The organism is Rhizobacter sp. Root404 (assembly GCF_001425865.1).
Lineage (GTDB): Bacteria > Pseudomonadota > Gammaproteobacteria > Burkholderiales > Burkholderiaceae_C > LMDS01.
Map to the genome: position 1 here is coordinate 855,658 of NZ_LMDS01000004.1, position 26,206 is coordinate 881,863.

Consider the following 26,206-nt stretch of genomic DNA (forward strand, 5'->3'; position numbering starts at 1 on the left):
CGGGTGGGCTGAGCCGCGCGACGGAGGCGGTCATCGCTTCGCGATGACTGCTCTGCGCTGCTCGGGCGCGCGGCCTCGTCGCCAACTCACTTCGCGACCTGCGGTCGCTGCGTTCAGACATTCGCTCCGAAGTCAGATGACGAAGCGCGCTGCGCGCGCGGCCATACGCCCTGCGCTGCTCGACGCCTCCCACGCGCGGCGCAGCCCGCCCGGGCGCGCCTTCGCAACACCGTGGAAGCGCTTTCCCGAACAAGCACAGCTGGTGGTTGTCGCGGCAGGCGGCACCCGGCAGGGGCGATTTGGGTGGCGGTGAGGAGCGCAGGGCCGAGGTCGGCGCGCGCAGCGCGCTTCGTAGACTGACTCGCCGCGGTTGTCTGAGCGCAGTGAGCGAAGCGAACGTCGCGAGTTCTGCGGCGCGACCTCGGACCGAGCACCGCAACGAAGTCGGCGCGCAGCGCCGACCGCTACCGCATGAGCCCCTGCCGGGTGCCGCCTGCCGCGACGCGCTCGACCGTAAAAGGATCAGGCAGCCGGCGCGACCCCATACCCAGAAACAGCGTGCGGCACCCCACCCGCCACCACCTGCACCGCGCAGTACTTGAACTCGGGAATCTTCCCGAAGGGATCGAGCGCCGCGTTGGTCAGCAGGTTGGCCGCCGCCTCGTAGTACGCGAACGGCACGAACACCGCACCAACCGGCGTGCCGTCGTCGCGCCGCACGTGCAGCGTGACCTCGCCCCGGCGCGAGCGCAGCGTGATCACGTCGCCCGGCTGCAGGCCGAGCCGCGCCAGGTCGGGGCCGCCCATCGACGCGGTCGCGATCGGCTCGAGCGCGTCGAGCACGCTGGCGCGGCGCGTCATGCTGCCGGTGTGCCAGTGCTCGAGCTGGCGGCCGGTGATCAGCACGAACGGGTAGGCGGCATCGGGGCGCTCGTTGGCAGGGATGATGTCCGCCGGCACGAGCTTGACGCGGCCGTCGTCGGTCGGGAAGGTGTCGTCGAACACGATCGGCCGACCCGGGTCTTCGGCGGTCAGGCACGGATACGTCACGCTGTCCTCGCGCTGCAGCCGCTCCCAGGTGATGCCCGCGATGGCGCCGTGCATGGCCTGGCGCATCTCCTCGTAGACCGATGCGGCCCCCGAGTCCTCGCCCGCGTACTGCCACTCGAGGCCGAGCCGCTGCGCGAGTTGCTGGATGATCCACAGGTCCTGCCGCGCGTCGCCGGGCAGGTCGAGCGCGCGACGGCCGAGCTGCACCATGCGGTCGGTATTGCTGACCGTGCCGCCCTTCTCTGGCCAGGCGCTGGCGGGCAGCACCACGTCGGCGAGCCAGGCGGTCTCGGTCATGAAGATGTCCTGCACGACGAGATGCTCGAGCGAGGCCAGCGCGTGGCGGGCATGGTTCAGGTCCGGGTCGCTCATCGCCGGGTTCTCGCCCATGATGTACATGCCGCGCACCTTGTGCGGGTCGGTGTCGGGCGCGAGCGCCTTGTGCATGATCTCGACCACCGTGTAGCCCGGCGTCGCGTCCAGCGGCGTCTTCCAGAAGTCCTCGAACCACGCATGCGCGCCGGCGTTGTCGACGCGCTGGTAGTTCGGGAACATCATCGGGATCAGCCCCGCGTCGCTCGCGCCCTGCACGTTGTTCTGGCCGCGCAGCGGGTGCAGTCCCGAACCCGGCTTGCCGATCTGGCCGGTCACGCTGACCAGCGCGATCAGGCAGCGCGCGTTGTCGGTGCCGTGAACGTGCTGGCTGATGCCCATGCCCCACAGGATCATCGCGCTCTTCGCGGTCGCGAACGCGCGCGCGACCTCGCGCAGCGTCTCGGCCGGGATGCCGCAGATCGGCGCCATCGCCTCGGGGCTGTAGCCCTGGACGTTCTCGCGCAGCGCCGCGAAGTTGTCGACCCGGTCGCGCACGAACGATTCGTCGACCAGGCCCTCCTCGATCACCGTGTGGATCAGCGCGTTCAGCATCGCGACGTCGGTGTCGGCGTTGAACTGCAGCGTGCGCCAGGCATGGCGCGACAGCTCCGTGCGGCGCGGATCGGCCAGCACGATCTTCGCGCCGCGCTGCGCGGCGTTCTTCATCCAGGTCGCGGCGACCGGGTGGTTGACGGTCGGGTTCGAGCCGATCACGAAGATCAGCTCGGCATGCTCCACGTCGTTGACCGGGTTGCTGACCGCGCCCGAGCCCACGCCTTCGAGCAGTGCGGCGACGCTCGACGCGTGGCACAGGCGCGTGCAGTGGTCGACGTTGTTGCTGCCGAAGCCGGTGCGCACCAGCTTCTGGAACAGGTAGGCCTCCTCGTTGCTGCCCTTGGCCGAGCCGAAGCCGGCGAGGGACTTGGGGCCGTGCGTGTCGCGCAAAGCGCGCAGCGTGCCACCGGCGAACTCGAGCGCCTCGTTCCAGCTCGCCTCGCGGAACACCTCGGTCCAGTCGGCCGGGCGCGAGTCGATCGAAGGGTCCTTCGCGACGCCCGGCTTGCGGATCAGCGGCTTCGTCAGCCGCTGCGGGTGGCTCGCGTAGTCGAAGCCGAAACGACCCTTGACGCACAGCCGGTCGTGGTTGGCCGGCCCGTCGCGGCCGTCGACACTGATGATCTTGTTGTCGCGCACGTTGTAGGTCAGCAGGCAGCCGACGCCGCAGAACGGGCAGACGGAGTCGACCTTCTTGTCGACCACCTGCGTGCCGAGCGACGTCTTCGGCATCAGCGCGCCGGTCGGGCAGGCCTGGACGCACTCGCCGCAGGCCACGCAGGTGCTCTCGCCCATCGGGTCGCCGAGGTCGAACACGATCTGGCTGTGCGCGCCGCGCAGCGCGTAGCCGATCACGTCATTGACCTGTTCCTCGCGGCAGGCGCGCACGCAGCGCGTGCACTGGATGCAGCTGTCGAGGTTGACGGCCATCGCCGGGTGCGACAGATCGGGCGCGGGTTGCTCGCGGCGCAGCGCACGCAGCTCCGGCCGCACCGTGACGCCTTCCTTCGCGGCCCACGCGCTCAGCTCGCCATGCGGCAACGCGGCGTCGCCATCGACCCACTTGTAGCCCGCATCGGGCAGGTCCGCGAGCAGCATCTCCAGCACCATCTGCTGGCTCTTCTTCGCGCGCGCACTGTCGCTGGTGACGACCATGCCGGGCTGCACGTTGCGGCAGCAGCTCGGCGCGAGCGTGCGCTCGCCCTTCACCTCGACGACGCAGGCGCGGCAGTTGCCGTCCGGCCGGTAGCCCTCCTTGAAGCACAGGTGCGGGATCTCGACGCCTTCGCGCTTGGCCGCGCTCAGGATGGTCTCGCCGTCGAACGCGCTGACGGGTCGGCCGTCGAGCGTGAACTCGATCGCCGCAGCCTGCAGTTGCGTGAGGTGGGTAGGTGCGTTCATGCTGCGCCTCCGATTTCATGCGCGAAGTGCTGAACGACGCAGCGCACGGGGTTGGGCGCCGCCTGGCCCAACCCGCAGATGGACGCGTCGGTCATCACCTGGTTCAGGTCTTCGAGCGTCGCGCGGTCCCAGGTGTCGGCCGCCATCAGGCGCGCGGCCTTGTCGGTGCCGACGCGGCACGGCGTGCACTGGCCGCAGCTCTCGTGCGCGAAGAATCGCATCATGTTGAGCGCGGCGTCGCGGGCGCGGTCCTGCGCACCGAGCACGATCACCGCGGCCGAGCCGATGAAGCAGCCGTGCGGCTGCAGCGTGTCGAAATCGAGCGGGATGTCGGCCATCGACGCGGGCAGGATGCCGCCGGACGCGCCGCCCGGCAGGTACGCGTACAGCGTGTGGCCCTCGGCCATGCCGCCGCAGTAGTCGTCGACCAGTTCGCGCAGCGTGATGCCGGCGGGCGCGAGCTTCACACCCGGCTGCGCCACGCGCCCGCTGACGCTGAAGCTGCGCAGCCCCTTGCGGCCATGGCGGCCGAAGCCGGCGAACCACGCCGGCCCGCGCTGCAGGATGTCGCGCACCCAGTACAGCGTCTCGAAGTTGTGCTCGAGCGTCGGCCGGCCGAACAGCCCGACCTGCGCGATGTAGGGCGGGCGCAGCCGCGGTTCGCCGCGCTGGCCTTCGATGCTCTGGATCATCGCGGACTCCTCGCCGCAGATGTAGGCACCGGCGCCGCGGCGCAGCTCGATGTGCGGCAGCGCGAACGGCGCGGCCTGCTGCAGCTTCGCGAGCTCGCTGGTCAGCAGTTCGCGGCAGCCGTGGTATTCGTCGCGCAGGTAGACATAGACCGAGTCGATGCCGACCACGTGCGCGGCGATCAGCAGCCCTTCGAGGAAGCGGTGCGGGTCGCGTTCGAGGTAGGTGCGGTCCTTGAAGGTGCCGGGCTCGCCCTCGTCGATGTTGACCGCCATCAGGCGCGGCGCGGGCTGGTCGCGCACGATGCGCCACTTGCGGCCGGCCGGGAAGCCGGCGCCGCCGAGACCGCGCAGGCCGGAGTCCTCGAGCGCCTGGATCAATTCGTCGCCGGCGCGCTCGCCGGCGATCACCTCGGCGGCGAGCGCGTACCCTCCCGCCGCGCGGTAGTGGGCGTAGTCGACGAACGATGGCGCCACGTCGGCGTGGCGCTCGCTGACTCCGCGTTCGGCCAGCGCGGCAGGATCGAACGTCGAATCGGCGTGCGCCACCGGGTGGCGCGTCTGCCCTTGCCGTACCGTGGCGACCACCGCCTCGGCATCGGCGCGCGGCACCGGGCACTGGTGCACGACCGCGACCGGCGCCTGCTCGCAGCGGCCGACACACGGCGCGGCGATCACGTTGACGTCGGCACCGAGCAGCGCCGGCAACCGGGCCAGCAAGTCGCGCGCGCCGGCCAGCTCGCAGCTCAGCCCGTCGCACACGCGCACCGTGATCGCGGCGGGCGTTTCGCCGTCGCCGAGCACCTCGAAGTGGTGATAGAAGCTCGCGACCTCGAAGACCTCGGCCATCGGAACGTTCGTCTCCTTCGCGAGCGCCACCAGGTGGCGTTCGTGCAGGCCGAGGCAGGCATCGTTCAGCAGGTGCAGGTGCTCGATCAGCCGATCGCGCCGCCAGCCCGCGGCGGGCTTCGCGCCGATCAGCGCACGCACTTCGGCCAGGGCGGCGTCGTCCGGCTGCCGGCCCTTCAGACGGCTCTTGCGCTTGATGCGCTGGCGCAGCTCGTCGGGGGTGGCCGAGGCCACCACCGGCATGGCCGGGCGGGGTTCCTGCATCTGACTCATCGATTCATCCGAAGAACTTCGCGACGCTCAGCAGCGTCTTGTACACGCCCCAGGCCAGCGGGATGCCGACCGCCAGCCAGGCCAGCGCCACCAGGGCCGTCGGCGTCGTGCCGCCGCCGCTCGCCGACGCCGCCAGCTCCGACGCCGACGCCCGCTCGTGCGCAAGCCGCTTCTCGTCCGCCAGCTCGGCGTCGGTCATGAACCATTTGTCGGCGAGCGGACGGATCAACAGGTTGCAGATCAGGCCCAGCGCCAGCATGCCCACCAGGATGTACATGGTCTGGTTGTACACCTGCTCGCGCGGGATGCCCAGGCCGAGCTGGTACTCGCGCATGTAGTTCACGACCACCGGGCCGAGGATGCCGGCGGTCGCCCACGCGGTCAGCAGGCGGCCGTGGATCGCGCCGACCATCTGCGTGCCGAACAGGTCGGCGAGGTAGGCCGGCACGGTCGAGAAGCCGCCGCCGTACATGCTCAGGATCACACAGCAGGCGGCGACGAACAGCAGCTTCGAACCCGCCATCGCGCTGCCCGGCATGCTCGCGTACATCAGGCCGCCGAGCACGAAGAACACGGTATACGTCAGCTTGCGGCCGAGCTTGTCGGACAGGCTGGCCCAGAAGAACCGGCCGCCGATGTTGAACAGGCTCAGCAGCGCGGTGAAACCGGCCGCGACGCCGGCGATTGACGCGAGCTGCGCCTTGTCGAGCTCGCCGAACTTCTTCGCGACGCCGATCAGGTTGCCGCCGAACACCTCCTGCAGCATCGGGCTGGCCATGCCGATCACGCCGATGCCGGCCGACACGTTCATGCACAGCACCATCCAGACCAGCCAGAACTGCGGGATGCCCCAGACGCGCTTCACGTGGACGTGGCGCTGCGTGATCATCGCCGCCTGGGCCGGCGGCGGCGGGGTCCAGCCGGCGGGCTTCCAGCCAGTCACCGGGACGCGGTAGCCGAGCGCGCCGCCCATCATGAACACGAAGTAGATCAGCGCCATCACGACAAAGGTGGGGGCCACGCCCACGTCGGTCGGCGTGGCGAACGACTTGATGAGCTCGGCCGCCAGCGGCGAGCCGATCATCGCGCCGCCGCCGAAGCCCATGATCGCCATGCCGGTGGCCATGCCGCGCTTGTCCGGGAACCACTTGATCAGGGTGCTGACCGGGCTGATGTAGCCGAGCCCTAGACCGACGCCGCCGATCACGCCCGAGCCCAGCAGCATCAGCCAGAACTGATGCAGGTGGACGCCGAGCGCCGAGATCAGCATGCCGCCGCACCAGCACAGCGCACTGACGACGCCGGCCTTGCGCGGGCCGGCGTGCTCCAGCCAGCCGCCCCAGATCGCCGCCGACGCGCCGAGGATCACGAAGAACAGCGTGAACATCCAGCCCAGCGTCGCGATCTTCCAGTCGCAGCTGGTCACGAACAGCTCCTGGAAGAAGCCGATCTCGGGCCCGCACTTGATCGACTCCTTGATGCCCAGCGCCTTCGACAGCGGCAGCCAGAACACCGAGAAGCCGTATGCCATGCCGATGCACAGGTGGATCGCCAGCGCGGCCGGCGGCACCAGCCAGCGGTTGAAGCCGGGGCCGGCGACGATGCGTTCCTTGTCCAGAAAGCCCGGCGCGCCCGCCATGCCGCCCGGTCCGTCCCATACAGCCGCCATCGATTTCTCCTTGTGGTGGTTGACCGCGCAGCTCGCGCGAACGGGGCGCAGTGTCGGCAGCGCGCGCCGGCGCGTCCAATTGATTCGGGAAACGGGACGATTCGCCGCCTGAATCTCAGGCAGGGCAAACCCGTGCGCTCACGCGTCCAGCAGACCGCCCTGTGTGGCAGCATGGCGCAGCCACGCCGCGTCGTTCGCCAGGAGCAGCGCGGCTTCGAGGGCACGCGACGCGCGTGCGCCCTTCGCGACCATGAAGCCGATCGGGGTGCGGACCTCCGGCTCGCGCAGCGGCAGCGCCTCCAGTCCCTTGTAGCCGCGCACCAGCGCCATCAGCGCGCCCGGCAGCACCGCCCCGACCTCGCCGTCGAGCACGCTGAGCACGACCGTCACGATCGAGTTCGTCTCGATCGCCGGCAGCACCTCGACGCCGACTTGCGCGAACGCGGCATCGAGGATCGTGCGGTTGTGCATCTCGGGCGTCAGCAGGCACAGCGACATCGCCGCAGCGGTGCGCCAGCTCACGGTCTCGCCGACATGCAGCGGCGCGCCGGCGCCCACTGCGGCACGGCGCAGCAGGAAGTACTCCTCGGCGTACTGCGGCACGGCGGAGAACTTGGCGCTGCGCTCGATGTAGCCGAGGCCCATGTCGAGCGAGAGGTTTTCCAGACCGGTCTCGATCTCGTGCGAGCTGAGCGAGCGCACGATCGGACGGATGCCCGGATGGCGCGCCTGCAACTGCGCCGCGAAACGTGCCGCGACCGGCAGCGTCGTCGGCACCGCACCGATCGACAGCGAGCCGCGCGGCGTGCCGGCGCCGCTGTGCAGGTCCTGGCGCAGCAGCTCCTGCTCGCGCAGCAGCCGGTTCGCGCTGGCGAGCACGCGCTCGCCCTCGGGCGTCAGGCCTTCGTAGCTGCGGCCGCGCCGGACGATCGCGACATCGAGTTCTTCTTCCAGGGCGCGCAGCGCGTTCGACAGCGCCGGCTGAGTGATGTGGCACGCACTCGCGGCGCGGCCGAAGTGACGGTGCTGCTCGAGCGCCACGAGATACCGCATGGCGTCGAGAAGATTCATTGGCTCAGGTGTTCTTGGAGATCGAGATCGTCGGGAACTTCGACGAGAAATCCTTCGCGCGCTGCGCGATCTTCACCGCGACCTGCCGCGCGACCGACTTGTACAGGCCCGCGATCTCGCCGTCCGGATCGTTGACCACGCTCGGGCGGCCGCTGTCGGCCTGGACGCGGATCGACAGGTTCAGCGGCAGCGCGCCGAGGTAGTCCATCTTGTACTCGGCGGCCAGGCGCTTGCCGCCTTCCTCGCCGAAGATGTGCTCGACGTGGCCGCAGTTCTCGCACACGTGCACCGCCATGTTCTCGACGATGCCCAGGATCGGCACGCCGACCTTCTCGAACATCTTGATGCCCTTCTTGGCGTCGAGCAGCGCGATGTCCTGCGGCGTCGTGACGATCACCGCGCCGGTCAGCGGCACGCGCTGGCTGAGCGTCAGCTGGATGTCGCCGGTGCCGGGCGGCATGTCGACGATCAGATAGTCGAGCTCGGCCCAATTCGTTTGCCGCAGCAGTTGCTCGAGCGCCTGCGTGGCCATCGGGCCGCGCCAGATCATCGGGTTGTCCTGTTCGACCAGGAAGCCGATCGACATGACCTGCACGCCGTAGTTCTCCATCGGCTCCATGGTCTTGCCGTCGGCGCTCTCCGGGCGGCCCTCGATGCCCATCATCATCGGCTGGCTCGGGCCGTAGATGTCGGCGTCGAGGATGCCGACGGTGGCGCCCTCGGCCGCCAGCGCGAGCGCCAGGTTGACCGCGGTCGTGCTCTTGCCGACCCCGCCCTTGCCGGACGCGACCGCGACGATGTTCTTGACCTTCGGCAGCAGCTGCACGCCGCGCTGCACCGCGTGCGCGGTGATCTTGACCGCGAGGTTGGCGCTGACGTTCTCGACGCCGGCCACCGTGCGCGCTGCCGCGATCAGCGCCTTGCGCAGCCCGGCGATCTGGCTCTTGGCCGGGTAGCCGAGTTCGACGTCGAAGGCCACGTCGCCGCCCTCGATGCGCAGGTTCTTCAGCTGGCGGGTCGAGACGAAATCGTTGCCGGTGTTCGGGTCGATGACGGTCTTGAGCGCGTCGAGCAGCGCGGCGTCGGTGAGAGCGGGCATGGGGGCCTTGAAAGGGTCTTGGAGGGGCGGGCAGCGGGACTGGAGCGCGCAAGTCTAGCGGCACGCCGGCACACCTCGTGACGCACCGCCGCAAAAGCGCGCAAGAATGAAGGCCATGCAAAGACGACTCCTCCTCCGCACCGCCGTCGCCCTGGGCACCGGCAGCCTGTTGTGGCCGGTGGCCCGGGCGACCGCGCTGAAGCCGCTCGGCAAGCCGCAACCCTTCGACCTCGCCTGGCTCAAGGGCCAGGCCCGCGCACTGGCCGGCCGGCCGTATCAGGCGCCGTCGAACAAGCTGCCGGCCGCGATCGCCGCCCTCAACTGGGACCAGTACCAGGCGATTCGCTTCAAGCCCGAGCACGCACTGTGGGCCGACGACAAGCTGCGTTTCAAGCTCGAACTGTTCCACCTGGGCCTGTTCTTCAAGCGGCCGGTGCAGATGTTCGAGGTCGTCGGCGGACAAGCGCAGCAGTTGGCCTACGACCCGGCGATGTTCGACTACGGCAAGAGCGGCATCGACGGGCGCAAGCAGCCGGCCGACCTGGGCTTCGCGGGCTTTCGCTTCAAGTTCCACCTCGCGCCGGAGTTCGACATCGCGGCGTTCCTCGGCGCGAGCTACTTCCGCGCGACCAGCGGCACGCGGCAATACGGCCTGTCGGCGCGCGGCCTGGCGATCGACGCCGGCATGCCGCGGCCGGAGGAATTCCCCGAATTCACGAGCTTCTGGTTCGAGCGCCCGGCGCCGGACTCGAACACGCTGGTCGTGCACGCGCTGCTGGACTCGCCGAGCGTCGCCGGCGCGTACCGCTTCGCGATCACGCCGGGCGACACCACGCTGATGGAGGTCGACGCCGCGCTCTACCCGCGCAAGGAGATCGAGCGCCTCGGCATCGCGCCGTGCACGAGCATGTTCCAGGCCGGCGAGAACGACAAGCGCAAGGGCAACGACTGGCGTCCCGAGATCCACGACTCCGATGGCCTGTCGATCCACAACGGCAACGGCGAGTGGCTGTGGCGGCCGCTGCGCAACCCGGCGCACGTCAGCTTCAACGCCTTCGCCGACAAGAGCCCGCGCGGCTTCGGCCTGCTGCAGCGCGACAAGGACTTCGCGAACTACCAGGACGACGGCGTGTTCTACGACCGGCGGCCGAGCCTGTGGGTCGAGCCCAAGGGCGACTGGGGCGCCGGCGCGGTCGACCTGGTCGAGATCCCGACCGACAACGAGACCAACGACAACATCGTTGCGTTCTGGAACCCGGCCGCCAAGCCGCAGCCCGGGCAGGAGCTGCTGATCGGCTACCGGCTGTACTGGGGCCGCGACGCGCCGGCGCAGTCGCCGCTGGCGCGCACGGTCGCCACGCGCACCGGCATCGGCGGCGTGGTCGGCAAGGACCGCACGTACTTCTCCTGGCGTTTCGCGGTCGACTTCGCGGGCGGCAACTTCGCGCTGCTCGACCCGAGGACGAAGGTCGAGGCGGTCGTCACCGCGACGCGGGGGCGCATCGAGACCACCTCGGCGCGCCCGCTCGACGCGATCCACGGCTGGCGCGCGATCTTCGACGTGGTGCCCGACGCGAACAGCATGGAGCCGATCGCGCTGCGCCTGTTCCTGCGCGCCGACGGCCAGCCGCTGACCGAGACCTGGCTCTACGAGTACGCGCCGCCGCCACTGAACGAGCGCCCGTTGCAGTAGCCGGACCTAAAATGCCCGGCTCACCCCGCCACCGGCGCATGCCATGACCCGCAAGCTCTTCGTCACCACCGCCCTGCCCTACGCCAACGCGCCGTTCCACATCGGCCACATGATGGAGTACATCCAGGCGGACATCTGGGTGCGGTTCCAGCGCATGGTGGGTAGCGAGGTGCACTTCGTCTGCGCCGACGACGCGCACGGCGCGCCGATCATGATCGCGGCCGAGAAGGCCGGGCAGACGCCTCAGGCCTTCGTCGCGGGCATCGCCGCCGGCCGCGCGAAGTACCTCGACGGCTTCCAGATCGGCTTCGACCACTGGCACTCGACCGACGCGCCCGAGAACCACGAACTCGCGCAGGACATCTACCGGGCACTGCGCAAACAGGGCCTGATCGCCGAGCGCACGATCGAGCAGTTCTACGACCCGGTGAAGGGCATGTTCCTGCCCGACCGCTACATCAAGGGCACCTGCCCGAAGTGCGGCACGCCCGACCAGTACGGCGACAACTGCGAGAACTGCGGTGCCGTCTACGCGCCGACCGACCTGAAGAACCCGTACTCCACGCTGAGCGGTGCGACGCCGGTGCTCAAGAGCAGCGACCACTACTTCTTCCAGCTCTCCTCGCAACGCTGCATCGACTTCCTGACCGAGTGGACGAACACCCCTGGGCGGCTGCAGCCCGAGGTGCTGAACAAGATCAAGGAATGGTTCGCGGTCGACGAACAGGGCCACGTCGGCCTGAACGACTGGGACATCAGCCGCGACGCGCCCTACTTCGGCATCGAGATTCCGGACGCGCCGGGCAAGTACTTCTACGTCTGGCTCGACGCGCCCGTCGGCTACCTCGCGTCGCTGAAGAACCACCTCGGCAAGGTCGGTGTCGATTTCGACGCCTTCATGGCGGACCCGGCGGTCGAGCAGATCCATTTCATCGGCAAGGACATCGTCACCTTCCACACGCTGTTCTGGCCGGCGATGCTGCACTTCAGCGGCCGCAAGGTGCCCAACCACATCTTCGTGCACGGCTTCCTGCAACTCTCCGGCGAGAAGATGAGCAAGAGCCGCGGCACCGGCATCTCGCCGCTGAAGTACCTCGAGATCGGCATGAACCCGGAATGGCTGCGCTACTACATCGCGGCCAAGCTGAACGGGCGCGTCGAGGACCTGGACTTCAACCCGGACGACTTCCTGGCGCGGGTCAACAGCGACCTGGTCGGCAAGTACATCAACATCGCCAGCCGCGCGGCCGGCTTCCTGACCAAGCGCTTCGGCGGGCAGCTGTCGAGCGATCTCGGCGTCGAGGGCCGCGTGCTGCTCGACGGGCTGCGCGCCCACCGCGCGACGATCGAGGCGCTGTACGAGGAGCGCGAGTTCGGCAAGGCGCTGCGCGAGGTGATGCTGCTGGCCGACCGGGTCAACGAGTTCGTCGACCAGAACAAGCCGTGGGAGCTCGCGAAGAAGCCCGACAACGCCGCCGTGCTGCACGACGTCTGCTCGGTCTGCATCGAGGCCTTCCGGCTGCTGACGATCTACCTGAAGCCGGTGCTGCCGACGCTGGCGGCGCAGGTCGAGGCCTTCCTGAAGGTCGAGCCGATGAACTTTGCCGATGCGGCACGCGCCATCGGCGGGCACACCATCGGGGAGTACAAGCACCTGATGCAGCGCGTCGACGCGAAGCAGCTTGACACGCTGCTGGAACCGACCGTCGTCGAGGTGCCGCCGCCGGGTGGCGAGACTCTCGCCGCCGAGATCCAGGTCGACGACTTCGCGAAGATCGACCTGCGCATCGCCCGGATCGAGGCCTGCGAAGCGGTCGAAGGTTCGACCAAGCTGCTGCGGCTGACGCTCGACGTGGGCGAAGGAAAGACCCGCAACGTGTTCAGCGGCATCGCCTCGGCCTACACGCCGGCCGATCTGGTCGGCAAGCTGACCGTGATGGTCGCGAACCTGGCGCCGCGCAAGATGAAGTTCGGTATCAGCGAGGGCATGGTACTGGCCGCCTCGCACGCCGATGGCAAGGCCGACCCGGGCATCTACATCCTCGAGCCGTGGCCGGGCGCGAAGCCGGGCATGCGGATCCGGTAGGCGAGCCGGCACGATGCTGCCCGGCCTGCGGGGCTGGACCGACCTGCGGCGCACGCCGCTGAACAACCTGCGTCTCGGGGCCATGCTGGCGTTCGTCGCCGGCGCCACGAATGCGGGCGGCTTCCTGGCGGTCGGCCAGTACACCTCCCACATGACCGGCATCGTCTCGGGCATGGCCGACCACATCGTGCTGGGCCATGCGGACGTCGTCGGCGTCGCATTCGCGTCGCTGCTCAGCTTCCTCGGCGGCGCGATGACCACCGCCGTGCTCGTCAACTGGGGCATGCGCCGGCGCCTGCACAGCGCCTACGTGCTGCCGCTGCTGCTCGAAGCGGCGGCGCTGATGCTGTTCGGCCTGCTCGGCGCCAGCCTGAGCGTCGCGACCGCGCTGCTGGTGCCGCTCACGGTGCTGCTGCTGTGCTTCCTGATGGGCGTGCAGAACGCCGTCATCAGCAAGATCTCGCGCGCCGAGATCCGCACCACGCACGTCACCGGCCTCGTCACCGACCTCGGCATCGAACTCGGCAAGCTGGTCTACGTCAACCGGCACGCCAGCGCGCCCGCCGTGCGTGCGAACCGCGAGCGGATCCGCACGCAGCTCCTGTTGATCGGCCTGTTCTTCGCCGGCGGCATCGTCGGCGCGCTCGGCTTCCAGTTCGTCGGCTACGTGACCAGCGTACCGCTGGCGCTGATGCTGCTGCTGGTCTCGTGGCGGCCGGTCCTGGCGGATCTCGAACGGGTCCCGCTGGTCGAGCCCTGAGCGACTAGGGCGAGAGGGTCGAGCGCGTCACCACCGGCTGGCCGGGCGCGGCCAGCACGAACACGCCGGGCAGGCCCGCGGTCTCGAACTGGCCACTGGGGTTGGCCTTCAGCACCGAATCGACGAGCGACATCGTGCCGGTGCGGTCGTTGCTGACGAAGAACAGCGCGCCGCCGCCCTGGCTGGCCGCGTTGTCGTGCAGCGAGCTGCCGCACAGGCTCAGGTCGAACTTGTTGCCATCCTGGTAGACCGCGCCGCCGCCGCCCCCGCCGGTGCCGGTCGCCTTGTTGTCACTGAACAGGCTGTTGAGCACCGCGAACGACGCGCCCAGGCCGCTGATCGCGCCGCCGTTCGCGCACTGGTTGCCGTAGCCGGCCGCCCCGCCGAACGTGCTGCCGACCACCGTGACCGGCGCGGCCGGCCCGAAGGCGCGCACCGCGCCGCCGCCGAGGTCGGCTCCGCTCGGCTCGCAGCGGTTGCGGAAGAAGCGTGAATTGACGATCTTCAGCTGCCCGCCGCGGACGTAGATGGCGCCGCCGCCGTAGACCTCGCCCTGGCCGTAGCCCTGGCCGGCCGAGTTGCCGTCGACCATCGTCAGGTTCTGCACCGTGAGTTTCGGCGTGCTCTGCAGGTCGCAGCGCGAGCTGGTCCAGACCTGCGCCGGGTCGCAGGTGTTCTGGTACAGGATGCGCAGCGCGCCGCCCCCGCTGAGCGTGACGTTGCCGCCGCCGTCGAGCACCACGTCGGGCTTGTCGTTGAACACCTTCGCGGTGCGCGTCATCGTGATCGTGACCGGCGCGCTGCCGCAGTTGAATCCGATCACGCCGCCCTGCGCGACCGCCGCGACGACCGCGTCGGAAGTACAGCTTGCGGCCGTGCCATTGCCGATGACGCGGTCCGGCGCGACGCCGCTGACGGCCTGCGCCGCGCTCGGCACCGCGCAGGTCCCACCGCTGTAGCCGGCGCCCGGCGAGGGATCGGCAGGTGCAGGTGCAGGTGCAGGTGCAGGTGCAGGTGCAGGTGCAGGTGCGGGTGCGGGTGCGGGTGCGGGTGCCGGCGCGGGGGCAGGTGCAGGCTTCGGCTTGACCTTGGCGGCCGTGGCATTCGCCTCCGCGGCGGCCACGTCGGACGACGTCGTCGAATCACCGCCACCGCCACAGGCGGCGAGCACGCTCGCGAAGGTCAGGGTCAGGGCGTGGCGCCGCAGCGCCGGGGAACGGGTCGGGGAAGCGGAGATCGGCATGCGGCGGATGGTGGGGGAAGGGAGCCAGGCGGCGACGGCGCAGCTTAGGGGCGCAGCAACCGGGCCCTGTGAGCACTTGTAGACTGCGCGGATGGATCAGCCGACCCCCGTTTCGACGCGCCCACCGACGGTCGACATCGTCCGCGAGTTCCCCGACACCGGCTGGGGCGACGACGGTCCGACGCACGGGGTGGAGGCGCTGATCGAAGACGGCGCGGTGCTGAGCTTTCCGCACCTCGCGTTCGTGCTGTCCGCGAACGAACGGCGCTTCCTCGATCCGCGCTGGGCCGACGGCAAGGCGAAGAACATCTCGTTGCGATGGGGCGGCGTCGGCGCGCCCGGGGGCGAGATGCGCGGCGCGGCCGGCGCACCCGACGACCTCGCGGCGCTGCAGGCCATGATCACCCGCTACGCCGAGCAGAGCGAAGCCTTCGCGCTGCGCCTGTTCCCGCACTACCGCGGCGCGCTGAAGCGCGGCAACACCTCGTTCCGCCCGGTGGACGTGGCCGGCCGCGCGACCAGCTGGCGCCAGGACGACACCCGCCTGCACATCGACGCATTCCCGTCGAACCCGATGCACGGCACGCGGCTGCTGCGCGTGTTCTGCAACGTCAACCCGAACGGCCGCCCGCGCGAGTGGCGCGTCGGCGAGCCGTTCGAGGCGCACGCGAAGCGTTATCTGCCGGCCATCCGGCGGCCGCTGCCCGGCTCCGCCTGGCTGCTCGCCGCCACCGGCATCACGAAACGGCGCCGCACCGAATACGACCACGTGATGCTGCAGTTGCACGACCGCGCGAAGGCCGATGCGGCGTTCCAGCGCGACAGCCCGCAGGCGCGCGTCGACTTCGCGCCCGGCACGACCTGGGTGGTGTTCAGCGACCAGGTGCTGCACGCCGCGCTCGGCGGCCAGCACATGATGGAGCAGACCTTCTACCTCGACGTGGCGCAGCAGCAGCGACCGCAGGCCTCGCCGCGCGGCACGCTGGAGCGGCTGCTGGGGCGCGAGCTGCGCTGACGGCCGGCGCGCTCAGTCGCGCTGTTTCAACGCCTTCGTCCAGAACCGTTCGGCCTTCGCGAACGCCTTCAGGTCGGGCAACGCGGCGGCGACGAGCGCCTCGCGCCGCGCCGACAGCCAGCCGAGCGCGAACATCGCCTGCGGATCGACCGACGCGCGCCCGGAAAACGAATCGGCCGCCATCACCGCATCGCTGACCGCGCCGAGGCGCTCCTGGACGGCTTGCAGCGCTTTCAGGTAGCGCCGCACCGCGCGCCGGCCGAACAGCGGCGCGCAGAACTCGCTCGCATAGCGCAGACGCTTGGCGCGCTTGCGCAGCCGATGGCGTTCGGCATCGTCGAGGTCTGCGTAGCGGGCGGCGGCGCCAACGATCTGGCGGTGCCAGCGGTCGAGCCGCGCCGCCAGCATCGGCCGCAGCGGCGGCGGGGCGACGTCCGTGGTCGCGTCGTCGGGCTGCATCGCGCCCAGCAGGTCGAGCAGCCAGGCTTGCGCGGCGGTCGCCCGCACCGTGTCGGCCGGCGCATTCGACGAAGGCGCGTTCGTGTCGGTCGACGGGGCTTCGAGCCCGGCGCGGCGCAGCGCCGTTTCGATGGCCCCGCCGAACTCGTCCAGGACGACCGCCGCATCGCGCGCCGCGCCGAGTTGCCGGAACAACGTGGCCGCACCGTCCATCAGCGCCGCGTCGGGCGTCTCGAACAGCGCCCCCGCGCTGCGCAACCGCCGCAGGCCGATGCGCAGCTGATGCACGTGCTCGGCCGTGGACTCGCCGCTGGCGATCTGGCTGGCGTTGCCGAGGATCTGGTCGGCGCACCCGCGCAGCACGGTCTGCCACGCCCCCGCCACGTCCATCGACCGCTCGACGCGCGACGCCGCGGCCCGCCGCGCGGGTGCGATGCGCTCGCCGCGCGCCAGCAGGTCGCCGCGCTCCGCCTTGCTGCGCAGATCGATCCACAGTCCGTGGCGCGCCTGCCAGCGGCGCGCGGTCTCGATCACCGCGCGCGGCGTGCCGGCGAGCAGCTCGATCTCGAGCTCGCCGACCGGCAGCACGTGCGGATCGGCCTCGATTCGACCGCGGTCGAAGGCAAGCTCGACCCGCGCCGCCGGCGCGCCCGCGGCACGCACGCGCAATTCGCGCACGTGCCGCGCGATGTCGGTGCGGTAGAGCGTCTGCAACGGCATGACCGGCGCGGTGCCCAGCAAGGCCAGCAACCGATCGCCGACCGGCATGCCGGCGTGCAGGCCGGGATCGATCGCCGGCATCGCAGGGGCGCCGCCGCGCGGCACGTTGTGCTCCTGACGCGTCAGCCCGTCGTCGCCGGCGCCCTTCAGCGTCTGCACCCAGCGCCGGCCCTCGCGGCGCAGCCGCAAGGCGATCGCCGCGCCGGCGAGGCGGCGATCGGCGGTGTCGAAATAGGCCGCGCGCAGGCGCATGACCGGTGCCGGCTGGCGACCGGCGACGGCGGCCTGGACCTCCGCGAGCCGCGCCGGCGGCACCTGCAGCTTCAGTTCGATCTCGTGCATGGGCCGGATCGTGCCAGCCCGGCGTGCCGGATTTGATGAAACCGGTTGACGGCGGTCAGCGGCCGGCGTTTTCCTTCGGGTCGACGGTCGTCGCGGTCGCGGTGACGCGGCCGCTGGTGTCGAAGGTCACCGAGAACTGCTTGTTCTCGGCGTTGTCCGCAAAGCGCCAGTCCCAGACCTCCTCCTGCTTCAGTTCGTAGCGCTGCGTCTTCGCCGGCAGGCCGAGCAGGCGCCGGACCTGGGCCTTGTCCCAGCCGGGCTCGATCTTCGCGAAGTTCGCCGGCTTCAGCACCTGGCGCATCGCGACCAGCTTGCCGTCGGCACCGATCGCCAGCATGTAGTTCACCTGGCCGGCCGGCTGGCGCGGATATTCCAGTGTCCGGCCGCCATCGGCCTCGGTGTAGACGGCGGCCGGCTCGCCCCATTTGGCGCGCACGTCGGCCTCGGTGGTGACGCCGACTTCGAGCTCGGCGATCTTCTGCACGTCGCAGGCGACCAGGGCGGTGACGGCGGCGAAGGCGGCGAGCCAGGTGCGCCAGGAACGGCGGCCGGGGCGGTGTTGTTCGGGCATGTCGGTCTCCCCGCTAAAATCGAGGCTTCGACTCTAGCGCCCGGCCTGTCGCGGGCGCGCCAAGCTGCCATGCCTTTGTTCTGGAAACCCTACAAATCCGACGTGACCTCGTTCATCGAGCAGCTGAAGGCCAACAAGCCGACACTCGAAGAGGAGCAGCGGGCCGGGCGTCATTTGCTCTGGGACCGCCGCATCGACCGCGAGGCCCAGGCCGAGTACAGCGACGCCCGCGTGCCGCAGCAGCCTTACGTCTACCAGACCAAGGGGTGATGCTCGCGGAAGCGCCGCCCGACGCGGCGAACGAACCGGCCGTCGTCGACAACATCGCGGTGGCCCGCCTGTACGGCGAGCCGCTGTTCGCGATGCCGACGGATCTCTACATCCCACCGGACGCGCTGGAGGTCTTCCTCGAGGCCTTCGAGGGCCCGCTCGACCTGCTGCTGTATCTGATCCGCAAGCAGAACTTCAACATCCTCGACATCCCGATGGCGAGCGTGACGCGCCAGTACCTGGCGTACGTCGACCAGATCCGCAAGACCAACCTCGAGCTCGCCAGCGAATACCTGCTGATGGCGGCGATGCTGATCGAGATCAAGTCGCGCATGCTGCTGCCGCCGAAGAAGAGCGTCGACGGCCAGGACGCGGAAGACCCGCGCGCCGAGCTCGTGCGCCGGCTGATCGAGTACGAGCAGATGAAGCTCGCCGCGGCGCGCATCGACCAGCTGCCGCTGATCGGGCGCGACTTCCTGCGCGCGCAGGTGGTGATCGAGCAGTCGCTCGCCCCGCGCTTCCCGGACGTCGACGCCGACGAGCTGCGCGCAGCCTGGGGCGACATCCTGAAGCGCGCGACGCTGAACCAGCACCACCACATCACCCGCGAGCAGCTCAGTGTGCGCGAGCACATGAGCATCGTGCTGCGCACCTTGCAGGGTCGGCGCTTCGCGATGTTCGAAGAGCTGTTCGACGTGACGCGCGGCCCGCAGGTGCTGGTGGTCACCTTCATCGCGATGCTCGAGCTGGCGCGCGAGCACCTGCTCGAGGTGACGCAGGCCGAGGCCTTCGCGCCGATCTACGTGCGGCTGGCGTACTCGCCGGCCTGAGGCACCCCGACGCGCCCACGTCGGCGCGATTTCCTACACGGGCGCCGACAGCGCGCGGGCATCATCGAACGCGTCGAAATTTGGCCTCAGCGGCCCGACGCCGAACCCCCGCCTGTCCATCCCTTCGCATGCCCGAGCCCAGCGCGACATCGATCGAGACCTCCGACGCCGCAGACTGCGCGAACGAGCCCATTCGCATCCCCGGCAGCATCCAGCCCCATGGCGCGCTGCTGGTGCTGGAGCCGACCACGCTGCGCCTGCTGCAGGCCAGCACGAACGCTGTCGACCTGTTGGGCACGCCGGTCACGCCCGGCGCCGCCTGGCCGCACGGGGCGCCGACGGTGGACGCGATGCTGGCGGCGCTGACCGCGGCAGCGGCCGACGACGTGCACGGCACGGTCCGGTCGATCGCGGGTCGGGACGGCCCGATCAGCATCGTGACCAGCAACGGCCCGCAGGGTCTGCTCGTCGAGCTCGAACGGCCGACGCGTGCCGAATCGGGTGCGTTCGACACGCTGTTCCCGAGCATCCGCTCTTTCGTCGACCGGATCGGTGCGGCGGACGACATCGTCGCGCTGTGCAGCGTCGCCGCCGCCGAGGTGCGGCGCATGACCGGCTTCAACCGCGCGCTGGTCTACCGCTTCAGCCCCGAGTGGCACGGCACCGTGATCGCGGAGGACAGCGACGGCACGCTGCCCTCCTACCTCGACCTGCGCTTCCCCGCGTCCGACATCCCCGCGCAGGCGCGCGAGCTGTACCGGCGCACCCGGCTGCGGCTGATCCCCGACGCGAGCTACACGCCGGTGCCGGTGCTGCCGGCGCTGAGCCCGCTCGACGGCCAGCCCCTGGATCTCTCGGATGCGGCGCTGCGCAGCGTCTCGCCGGTGCACCTCGAGTACATGCGCAACATGGGCACCGCCGCGTCGATGTCGATCTCGATCCTGATCGACGGCGAGTTGTGGGGGCTGATCTCGTGCCACCACGCGCGCCCGCTGACGCTCGGCCCGCAGTTGCGCAGCAGTTGCGACTTCATCGGCCAGTTGCTTGCGATGCAGATCGGCGCGCGCGAGCGCCACGATCAGGCGGACGCACGCCTGGCGCTGAAGAACGTCGAGGCCGAGCTGCTGGCGCGGGTCTCGCGTGCGCCGTCGATCCAGAGCGGCCTGGGCGAGAACACCGAGGCCTGGCTGCGCCTGGCCGGAGCCACCGGCGCGGCGATGGTTCACGACGGGGCCGTGTTCTCGGCCGGACGCTGCCCCGACGTGCCGATGCTCAGCGCGCTGGCCGACTGGTTGCGCCGCGAGCACGGCGGCCGCTTGTTCGCGACCGAGGCGCTCGGCAGCGTTTTCGCGCCGGCCGGCGCGGTCGCCGACATCGCCTGCGGCCTGCTGGCCGTGCCGATCTCGGCCCTGCACCCGCACTACCTGATGTGGTTTCGACCCGAGCTGGTCCAGACCGTGCGCTGGGGCGGCCAGCCCGACGCGAAGGACCGCGGCGCCGACGGCCGGCTGCACCCGCGGCACTCGTTCGCGCAGTGGACCGAGCAGGTGCGTGGCCAGGCCTCGCCGTGGCCGGCCGCCGCGATCGACGCGGTGGATTCGTTCCGCAACGCGATCGTGACCTTCGTGCTCAAGCGCGCCGAGGAGCGCGCCCAGCTGACCGAGAAGCTCGAGAGCACGAACCGCGAACTCGAGGCGTTCTCGTACTCGGTCTCGCACGACCTGCGCGCACCGTTCCGGCATGTCGTCGGCTACGCGCAGCTGCTGCGCGAGCAGAACGCCGCGTTCGACGATCGCTCGCGCCACTACGTCGACTCGATCATCGAGGCCGCGATCGCCGCGGGCCAGTTGGTCGATGACCTGCTGAACTTCTCGCAGCTCGGACGCGCCGCGCTGGACATCACGCGCGTCGACATGGACAAGCTCGTGCTCGAGCACCGCCGCTCGCTCGAGATCGACCTCGGCGCGCGGACGATCGATTGGCGCGTGGCCCCCCTGCCGCCGGCCTGGGCCGATGCCGCGTTGATGCGTCAGGCGATCGGCAACCTGATCGACAACGCCGTCAAGTACACCCGCGGGCGCACGCCGGCCGTGATCGAGATCAGCGGCGAACAGCGCGGTCACGAGACGGTCTACACGGTGCGCGACAACGGCGTCGGCTTCGACATGGCCTATGTAGGGAAGCTGTTCGGCGTGTTCCAGCGCCTGCACCGCGTCGAGGAGTTCGAAGGCACCGGCATCGGGCTGGCGCTGGTGCGCCGGATCGTCGACCGGCACGGAGGTTGGATCGCCGCGGAAGGCGTGTTGAATCAGGGCGCGGTGTTCCGCATCGGCGTGCCCACGAACGTTCAGGAGCCTCCGCGATGACCGCGTCGCTGCGTCCCATTCTGCTGGTCGAGGACAACCCCAAGGACCTCGAGCTCTCGCTGGCCGCACTCGCCCGCTGCAAGCTCGCCAACCCGATCGAGGTGGCCCGCGACGGCGCCGAGGCGCTCGAATACCTGCGTGGCAGCGGTGCCTGGCAGGGCCGGGACTCGGGCGATCCGGCCGTCGTGCTGCTCGACCTCAAGCTGCCCAAGGTCGATGGCCTGGAGGTGCTGGAGAAGGTCAAGTCCGACCCGCTGCTGCGCCACATCCCGGTCGTGATGCTGACCTCGTCGCGCGAGGAGCGCGACCTGGTCCTCAGCTACCAGTTCGGCGTGAACTCGTTCGTCGTCAAGCCGGTGGACTTCACCGCCTTCCTGCAGGCCATTCAGGACCTGGGCATGTTCTGGGGTGTCCTGAACGAGCCGCCGCCGCGCGGCGTGCGCGCTTGAACCGTCCGGCCGACGCGGCAGTCGGTGCCGCCACGACCGCCCCACGCCCGGGCATGGAGTCGACCACCCGACCGATGATCCTGCTGCTCGAGGACAGCGACATCGATGCCGAGCTGATCGGCATCCATCTCGAGCGTGCGCAGTTCCCGTGCGACATCCTGCGGGCGACCCGCCGCAGCGAGTTCGAGCGCGCGCTCGACACGACCACCATCGACCTGGTGCTGGCCGACTACTCGCTGCCCGACTTCGACGGGCTCGAGGCGCTGGCGATGACACGCACGCGCTTCGCCGGGCTGCCGTTCGTGTTCGTCTCCGGCGTCGGCGGCGAGGAGATCGCGACCGACGCGCTGCGCCGCGGCGCGACCGACTACGTGCTCAAGCGCAACCTCGCGCGCCTGGTCGGCTCGATCCAGCGGGCTCTCGCCGAAGCCCGCGAACGGGCCCAGCGCGAGCGTGCCGAGGGCGCGCTGATCCGCAGCGAGGCGCGCATGCGCCTGGCCGTCGACGCGGCCGAACTCGGCATGTGGCACTACAGCGCCGACGATGCGAGCTTCGGCTGGGACGAGCGCTGTCAGCGCCTGTTCGGCCTCGATGGCCGCGACGCGGTCGGCTACGACGAGTTCCTCGGGCGCGTGCTGCCGGCCGACCGCGAGGCGCTCGACGCCGCGCTGCAGGCCTCGCTGCGCGGCGATGCCAGCGTCGCCCTCACCCATGAGTGCCGCTCGCAGGCCGCGGACGGCAGCCTGCGCTGGGTCGTGATCCGCGGCCAGAAGCTGGCATCGGGCGAGGCCGCCGGCGTGCGCCTGACCGGCGTGCTGCAGGACGTGACCGCGACCCGCCGGCTCGAGGCGCGGCAGCGCCAGGCCGAGATGCTGTTCCGCATCGCCGCGCAGGCCACTGGCGTCGGCATCTGGGAGCTCGGGCCCGGCACGGACGAGATCTGGGTCGACGAGAGCTTCCGCGCGATGGCCGCGCTGCCGGCCGACAGCGCCTACGGCTACGCCGACCTGCTGCACGGCGTCGTGCATCCGGACGACCGCGCCCGTGTCGATGCAGCGACGCAGGCCGCCTTCGGCGCGTCGGGCGACGCCGAGATCGATATCGAGGCCCGGATCGTCGGCTTGACCGACCGGCGCATGCGCTGGATCGCGCTGAAGGGCCGGCGCATCGTCGGCATCGACGGCCAGGTGCGGCTGGTCGGCACCGTGCGCGACGTGACCGAACAGCGTGCGTTGCAGCAGGCGCTGCGCGATGCGAACCAGGAGCTCGAGCTGCGCGTGGCCGAGCGCACCCGCGAACTCACCGCGGAGATCCGCGAGCGCAGCAAGGTCGAGGACACGCTGCGCCAGATGCAGCGCCTCGAGGCGGTGGGCCAGCTGACTTCGGGCGTCGCGCACGACTTCAACAACCTGCTGACGATCGTGCTGAACAACCTCACGCTGGTCGATCGGCTGCTGGCCCAGAAAGGGGTGGTCGAGCCACGCGTGGCGGACCGGCTGGCCGCGATGCGCACGGCCGCGAACCGAGGCGCCACGCTGACGCGCCAGTTGCTCGCGTTCTCGCGCCGCCAGCGGCTGGAGCCGCAGACCGTGAACTTCAACGAGATCATCAGCGGCATGCGCGACCTGCTGCAGACCACGCTCGGCGGCAGCGTGAACCTGCAGACCGACCTCGCCGACGACCTGTGGGCCGCGTTGGCCGATCCGACGCAGATCGAGATGGTGGTGCTGAATCTGGCGATCAACGCACGCGATGCGATGGAGGTCGGCGGCAGCCTGAAGGTGCAGACGGCGAACCGCACGCTCGTGGAGCTGCCGGCACGTCCCGAGGAGCCGGAGCCTGGCGACTATGTGGTGCTGAGCGTCACCGACACCGGCAGCGGCATGTCCGACGAGGTGCTGGCGAAGGCCTTCGAACCGTTCTTCACGACCAAGGAGATCGGCAAGGGCTCGGGGCTCGGCCTGGCGCAGGTGTTCGGCTTCGCGAAGCAGTCGGGCGGCGGTGCGCGCATCGAGACGCGCGCCGGGCACGGCACCTCGGTCCATGTGTACCTGCCGCGCTCCGACGGACGCCAGCTTGTCGACCCGGCTCACCCCGCGGCCGCCTCGGTGCCGCGCGCACCGCGTTTCGGCTCGACCCGCGTGCTGCTGCTGGTCGACGACGACGACGCGGTGCGCGAGGCCACGGCGGCATTGCTGTCGCTGCACGGCTTCCGGATCGTCGAAGCCGCCGACGGGGTCAGCGCGCTGGCCCAGGCCCGCGCGCACCACGACATCGACGCGGTGATCGCCGACTTCGCGATGCCGCGGATGAACGGCGCCGAACTCGCCCGGCAGCTGCGCGTGCTGCGGCCGGACCTGCCGGTGCTGTTCATGACCGGCTTCGCCGAGCTCGGCGCGCTCGACGACGTGCCGGAGGACTTCGTGCTGCAGAAGCCGATCGCCGAGAGCGAACTCGTGGCGCGGCTGGACCGGTTGCTGCCCGGCTAGGCGCCCGCCCGGGGCGGTGCGTCAAACCGGCTTGACGCCCAGTTTGAACGCGATCATCGCGCGCAGCTTGTTCGGCACCACCGGCTTGATCAGCAGGTGGAAGTTGTGCTCGTGGGCTTCCTTGTCGTGCCCGGTCATCGTGCTGCCGGTGACGAGGATCGCCGGGATCGCGTCGCCGAAGCGCCGCCGCAGCGCCTTGATCGCGTCGACGCCGTTCAGGCCGTCCTCGAGCCGGTAGTCGACGATGAACAGGTCGGGCTTGACGAGTTCCGGGTCGCTGCGTTCGGCCCAGGCGCGGGCGGCCGCAACGCTGTCGAACGCGTCGATCTGCGCGCCCCAGCCGAGCAGCAGGACCTCGAGGCCTGCCCGCACGGCCGGCTCGTCCTCGACGACGACGATGCGCCGCCCGGCCAGCGTGATGCCCACCGGTCCCTTGCCCGGGACCGCGAGCAGCGCCGAGGGCCGCGGCGCGCGCCCGGCCGGCAGCTCGAGCGTGAACACCGTGCCGCGGCCCGGCACCGAGCGCATGGTCAGCGGCGCATTCATCAGGTCGGCGAGCCGCTTGACGATCGCCAGACCCAGGCCCAGGCCCTTGCGCTGGTCCGGGCTGACCTTGGGCGTGTTCGGCACCTGGTAGAACTCGTCGAAGATGCGGGTCTGCTCGGCCTCGCCGATGCCCAGACCGGTGTCCCACACCTGCACCCGCACGCGGTCGCCGCGCTGGCGGCAACCGACCAGCACCGAGCCGTCGTTGGTGTAGCGGATCGCGTTCGAGACCAGGTTGCGCAGCACGCGCTCCACCAGCAGCGGATCGGCGAACACGACCTTGCCGGCGCCGCGCAGCCGCAACGAGAGGCCCTTCTCGAACGCGCTCGGCTCGAAGTGCAGACGCAGCTTGCGCAAGATGTCGCCGACCTCGAAGTGCTGCGGATGCACCTCGATCACGCCGCTGTCGATGCGGGTGATGTCGAGCAGCTCGGAGAACAGGCCCTCGAGCGCGTCGACCGACTCGTTGATGCTGTTGACCAGCTGCGCCACTTCGGGTTCGTGCACGCGCTGGCGCAGCGCCTCGGCGAACAGGCCCATCGCGTGCAGCGGCTGGCGCAGGTCGTGGCTCGCCGCGGTGAAGAACTGGGTCTTGGCGCGATTCGCGATCTCGGCCTCGCGGCGCGCCGCCTCGGCGGCGAGCGTCTCGACCCGCAGCCGCGCGGCCAGCTCGTCGGCCTGCAGCTTCAGGTCGATCGCGCGCTGCAGGGCCTGGCGGTAGCTGTTGGCCAGCACCGCGGTGAGGCTGATGATCAGGATCAGCTCGCCCGCCAGCTGGTAGCTGTGCACGTCCTGGCCGAGCGCGATGCGCACGACCAGCGGCAAGAGGCACAGGCTGGCATAGGTCAGGTACAGCTTCGGCTGGGTCGAGAGCACCGGGATGCCGGCCACGGTGAAGGTGTAGATGATGATGATCAGCCCGGTCGTCTGCTGCTGCTCGGTGCCCAGCCCGTAGAAGATCCAGCCGGCCGCGCCCCACAGCGACGCGGCGACGACGGTGCCGACGTTCGACCGCAGGCGCCAGCGCAGCCAGTCGGCGCGGCTGCTCGGCGTGGCGCGGCGGAACGCGCGGATCACGAAGCCGCGCACGACGCACATCACCGCGAAGGCGCCGATCCACGGCAGCATCACCGCCGCCGGCGCGGTCGACCAGAACAGCATCGTGACGACGCCGACGCCGGCCAGGTAGCCGGCCAGCGCGGCGGGCATGTAGGCGTAGGTGCTCTGGATCGTCTCGACGACGGCGCCGAACGCGAGGTCGCCGCCGGCGGCGGCCGCGGGGTCGATCGTGCCGGCAGCGGCAGCGGCGGCAGGCGCGGCGCTCAAGCGCGGCCCG

General features: G+C 70.4%; 18 protein-coding genes. 9 read left to right on the top strand and 9 right to left on the bottom strand.

Annotated elements, in window-relative coordinates:
* Window positions 1-522 precede the first annotated feature (522 nt).
* From fdhF to apbC, 5 genes are all read right to left on the bottom strand, one after another.
* On the bottom strand, window positions 523-3,381 hold the full coding sequence (gene fdhF, locus ASC76_RS08660) for a formate dehydrogenase subunit alpha (RefSeq protein WP_056464862.1): 2,859 nt from the start codon (window positions 3,379-3,381) through the stop codon (window positions 523-525).
* Window positions 3,378-5,192 (bottom strand): NADH-ubiquinone oxidoreductase-F iron-sulfur binding region domain-containing protein, encoded by a 1,815-nt coding sequence (locus ASC76_RS08665; protein WP_056464867.1) that lies wholly within the window; start codon window positions 5,190-5,192, stop codon window positions 3,378-3,380. The genes fdhF and ASC76_RS08665 overlap by 4 nt, the downstream gene beginning before the upstream one ends.
* A 4-nt stretch (window positions 5,193-5,196) precedes the next feature.
* Entirely contained in the window at window positions 5,197-6,861 is a 1,665-nt protein-coding gene (locus ASC76_RS08670) for an OFA family MFS transporter (RefSeq protein ID WP_235580391.1), read from the bottom strand.
* 138 nt (window positions 6,862-6,999) lie between these two features.
* Window positions 7,000-7,932 (bottom strand): LysR substrate-binding domain-containing protein, encoded by a 933-nt coding sequence (locus ASC76_RS08675; RefSeq protein WP_056464871.1) that lies wholly within the window; start codon window positions 7,930-7,932, stop codon window positions 7,000-7,002.
* 4 nt (window positions 7,933-7,936) lie between these two features.
* The gene (apbC, locus tag ASC76_RS08680; protein WP_056464873.1) at window positions 7,937-9,031 is read right to left on the bottom strand and encodes an iron-sulfur cluster carrier protein ApbC; all 1,095 of its coding nucleotides are present in this window, start codon (window positions 9,029-9,031) and stop codon (window positions 7,937-7,939) included.
* A gap of 115 nt (window positions 9,032-9,146) precedes the next feature.
* Here apbC and ASC76_RS08685 point away from each other — a divergent pair, with 115 nt between their 5' ends.
* The 3 genes from ASC76_RS08685 to ASC76_RS08695 are packed head-to-tail and all read left to right on the top strand — an operon-like array spanning window position 9,147 to window position 13,570.
* The gene (locus ASC76_RS08685) at window positions 9,147-10,724 is read left to right on the top strand and encodes a glucan biosynthesis protein (protein ID WP_235580392.1); all 1,578 of its coding nucleotides are present in this window, start codon (window positions 9,147-9,149) and stop codon (window positions 10,722-10,724) included.
* Window positions 10,725-10,767: 43 nt separating this feature from the next.
* Window positions 10,768-12,810 carry a methionine--tRNA ligase gene (gene metG / locus ASC76_RS08690; protein WP_056464877.1) on the top strand — a complete coding sequence of 681 codons (2,043 nt, stop codon included), beginning with the start codon at window positions 10,768-10,770 and terminating at the stop codon, window positions 12,808-12,810.
* A gap of 13 nt (window positions 12,811-12,823) precedes the next feature.
* Window positions 12,824-13,570 carry a YoaK family protein gene (locus tag ASC76_RS08695; protein WP_056464880.1) on the top strand — a complete coding sequence of 249 codons (747 nt, stop codon included), beginning with the start codon at window positions 12,824-12,826 and terminating at the stop codon, window positions 13,568-13,570.
* Window positions 13,571-13,574: 4 nt separating this feature from the next.
* Here ASC76_RS08695 and ASC76_RS08700 read toward each other — a convergent pair whose 3' ends face one another.
* A complete protein-coding gene (locus ASC76_RS08700; protein WP_200947116.1) occupies window positions 13,575-14,813 on the bottom strand; it encodes a hypothetical protein in 1,239 nt (412 codons plus the stop codon).
* Between the two features lie 91 nt (window positions 14,814-14,904).
* Between ASC76_RS08700 and ASC76_RS08710 the strand changes: the two genes are divergently transcribed.
* Window positions 14,905-15,828 carry a Kdo hydroxylase family protein gene (locus ASC76_RS08710; RefSeq protein ID WP_056464887.1) on the top strand — a complete coding sequence of 308 codons (924 nt, stop codon included), beginning with the start codon at window positions 14,905-14,907 and terminating at the stop codon, window positions 15,826-15,828.
* A 12-nt stretch (window positions 15,829-15,840) separates the two neighbouring features.
* Here ASC76_RS08710 and ASC76_RS08715 read toward each other — a convergent pair whose 3' ends face one another.
* The gene (locus ASC76_RS08715; RefSeq protein WP_056464889.1) at window positions 15,841-17,349 is read right to left on the bottom strand and encodes a CYTH and CHAD domain-containing protein; all 1,509 of its coding nucleotides are present in this window, start codon (window positions 17,347-17,349) and stop codon (window positions 15,841-15,843) included.
* A gap of 55 nt (window positions 17,350-17,404) precedes the next feature.
* On the bottom strand, window positions 17,405-17,920 hold the full coding sequence (gene bamE, locus ASC76_RS08720) for an outer membrane protein assembly factor BamE (RefSeq protein WP_056464891.1): 516 nt from the start codon (window positions 17,918-17,920) through the stop codon (window positions 17,405-17,407).
* 69 nt (window positions 17,921-17,989) lie between these two features.
* Here bamE and ASC76_RS08725 point away from each other — a divergent pair, with 69 nt between their 5' ends.
* The 5 genes from ASC76_RS08725 (at window position 17,990) to ASC76_RS08745 (ending at window position 24,324) form a co-directional block, all read left to right on the top strand.
* Window positions 17,990-18,190 carry a DUF3460 family protein gene (locus tag ASC76_RS08725; protein ID WP_056464892.1) on the top strand — a complete coding sequence of 67 codons (201 nt, stop codon included), beginning with the start codon at window positions 17,990-17,992 and terminating at the stop codon, window positions 18,188-18,190.
* Complete coding sequence (locus ASC76_RS08730) at window positions 18,190-19,020, top strand: ScpA family protein (protein ID WP_056464894.1); 831 nt, start codon at window positions 18,190-18,192, stop codon at window positions 19,018-19,020. The genes ASC76_RS08725 and ASC76_RS08730 overlap by 1 nt, the downstream gene beginning before the upstream one ends.
* A gap of 128 nt (window positions 19,021-19,148) precedes the next feature.
* On the top strand, window positions 19,149-21,386 hold the full coding sequence (locus ASC76_RS08735) for an ATP-binding protein (RefSeq protein ID WP_056464896.1): 2,238 nt from the start codon (window positions 19,149-19,151) through the stop codon (window positions 21,384-21,386).
* Window positions 21,383-21,835, top strand: coding sequence for a response regulator (locus ASC76_RS08740; RefSeq protein WP_056464898.1), 453 nt, complete (start codon window positions 21,383-21,385; stop codon window positions 21,833-21,835). Before ASC76_RS08735 ends, ASC76_RS08740 begins: the two co-directional genes overlap by 4 nt.
* Window positions 21,832-24,324 carry a hybrid sensor histidine kinase/response regulator gene (locus ASC76_RS08745; protein ID WP_200947117.1) on the top strand — a complete coding sequence of 831 codons (2,493 nt, stop codon included), beginning with the start codon at window positions 21,832-21,834 and terminating at the stop codon, window positions 24,322-24,324. Before ASC76_RS08740 ends, ASC76_RS08745 begins: the two co-directional genes overlap by 4 nt.
* A gap of 21 nt (window positions 24,325-24,345) precedes the next feature.
* Here the strand turns inward: ASC76_RS08745 and ASC76_RS08750 are convergent, their stop codons facing one another.
* The gene (locus tag ASC76_RS08750; protein WP_235580393.1) at window positions 24,346-26,196 is read right to left on the bottom strand and encodes a hybrid sensor histidine kinase/response regulator; all 1,851 of its coding nucleotides are present in this window, start codon (window positions 26,194-26,196) and stop codon (window positions 24,346-24,348) included.
* Between the last annotated feature and the right edge of the window lie 10 nt (window positions 26,197-26,206).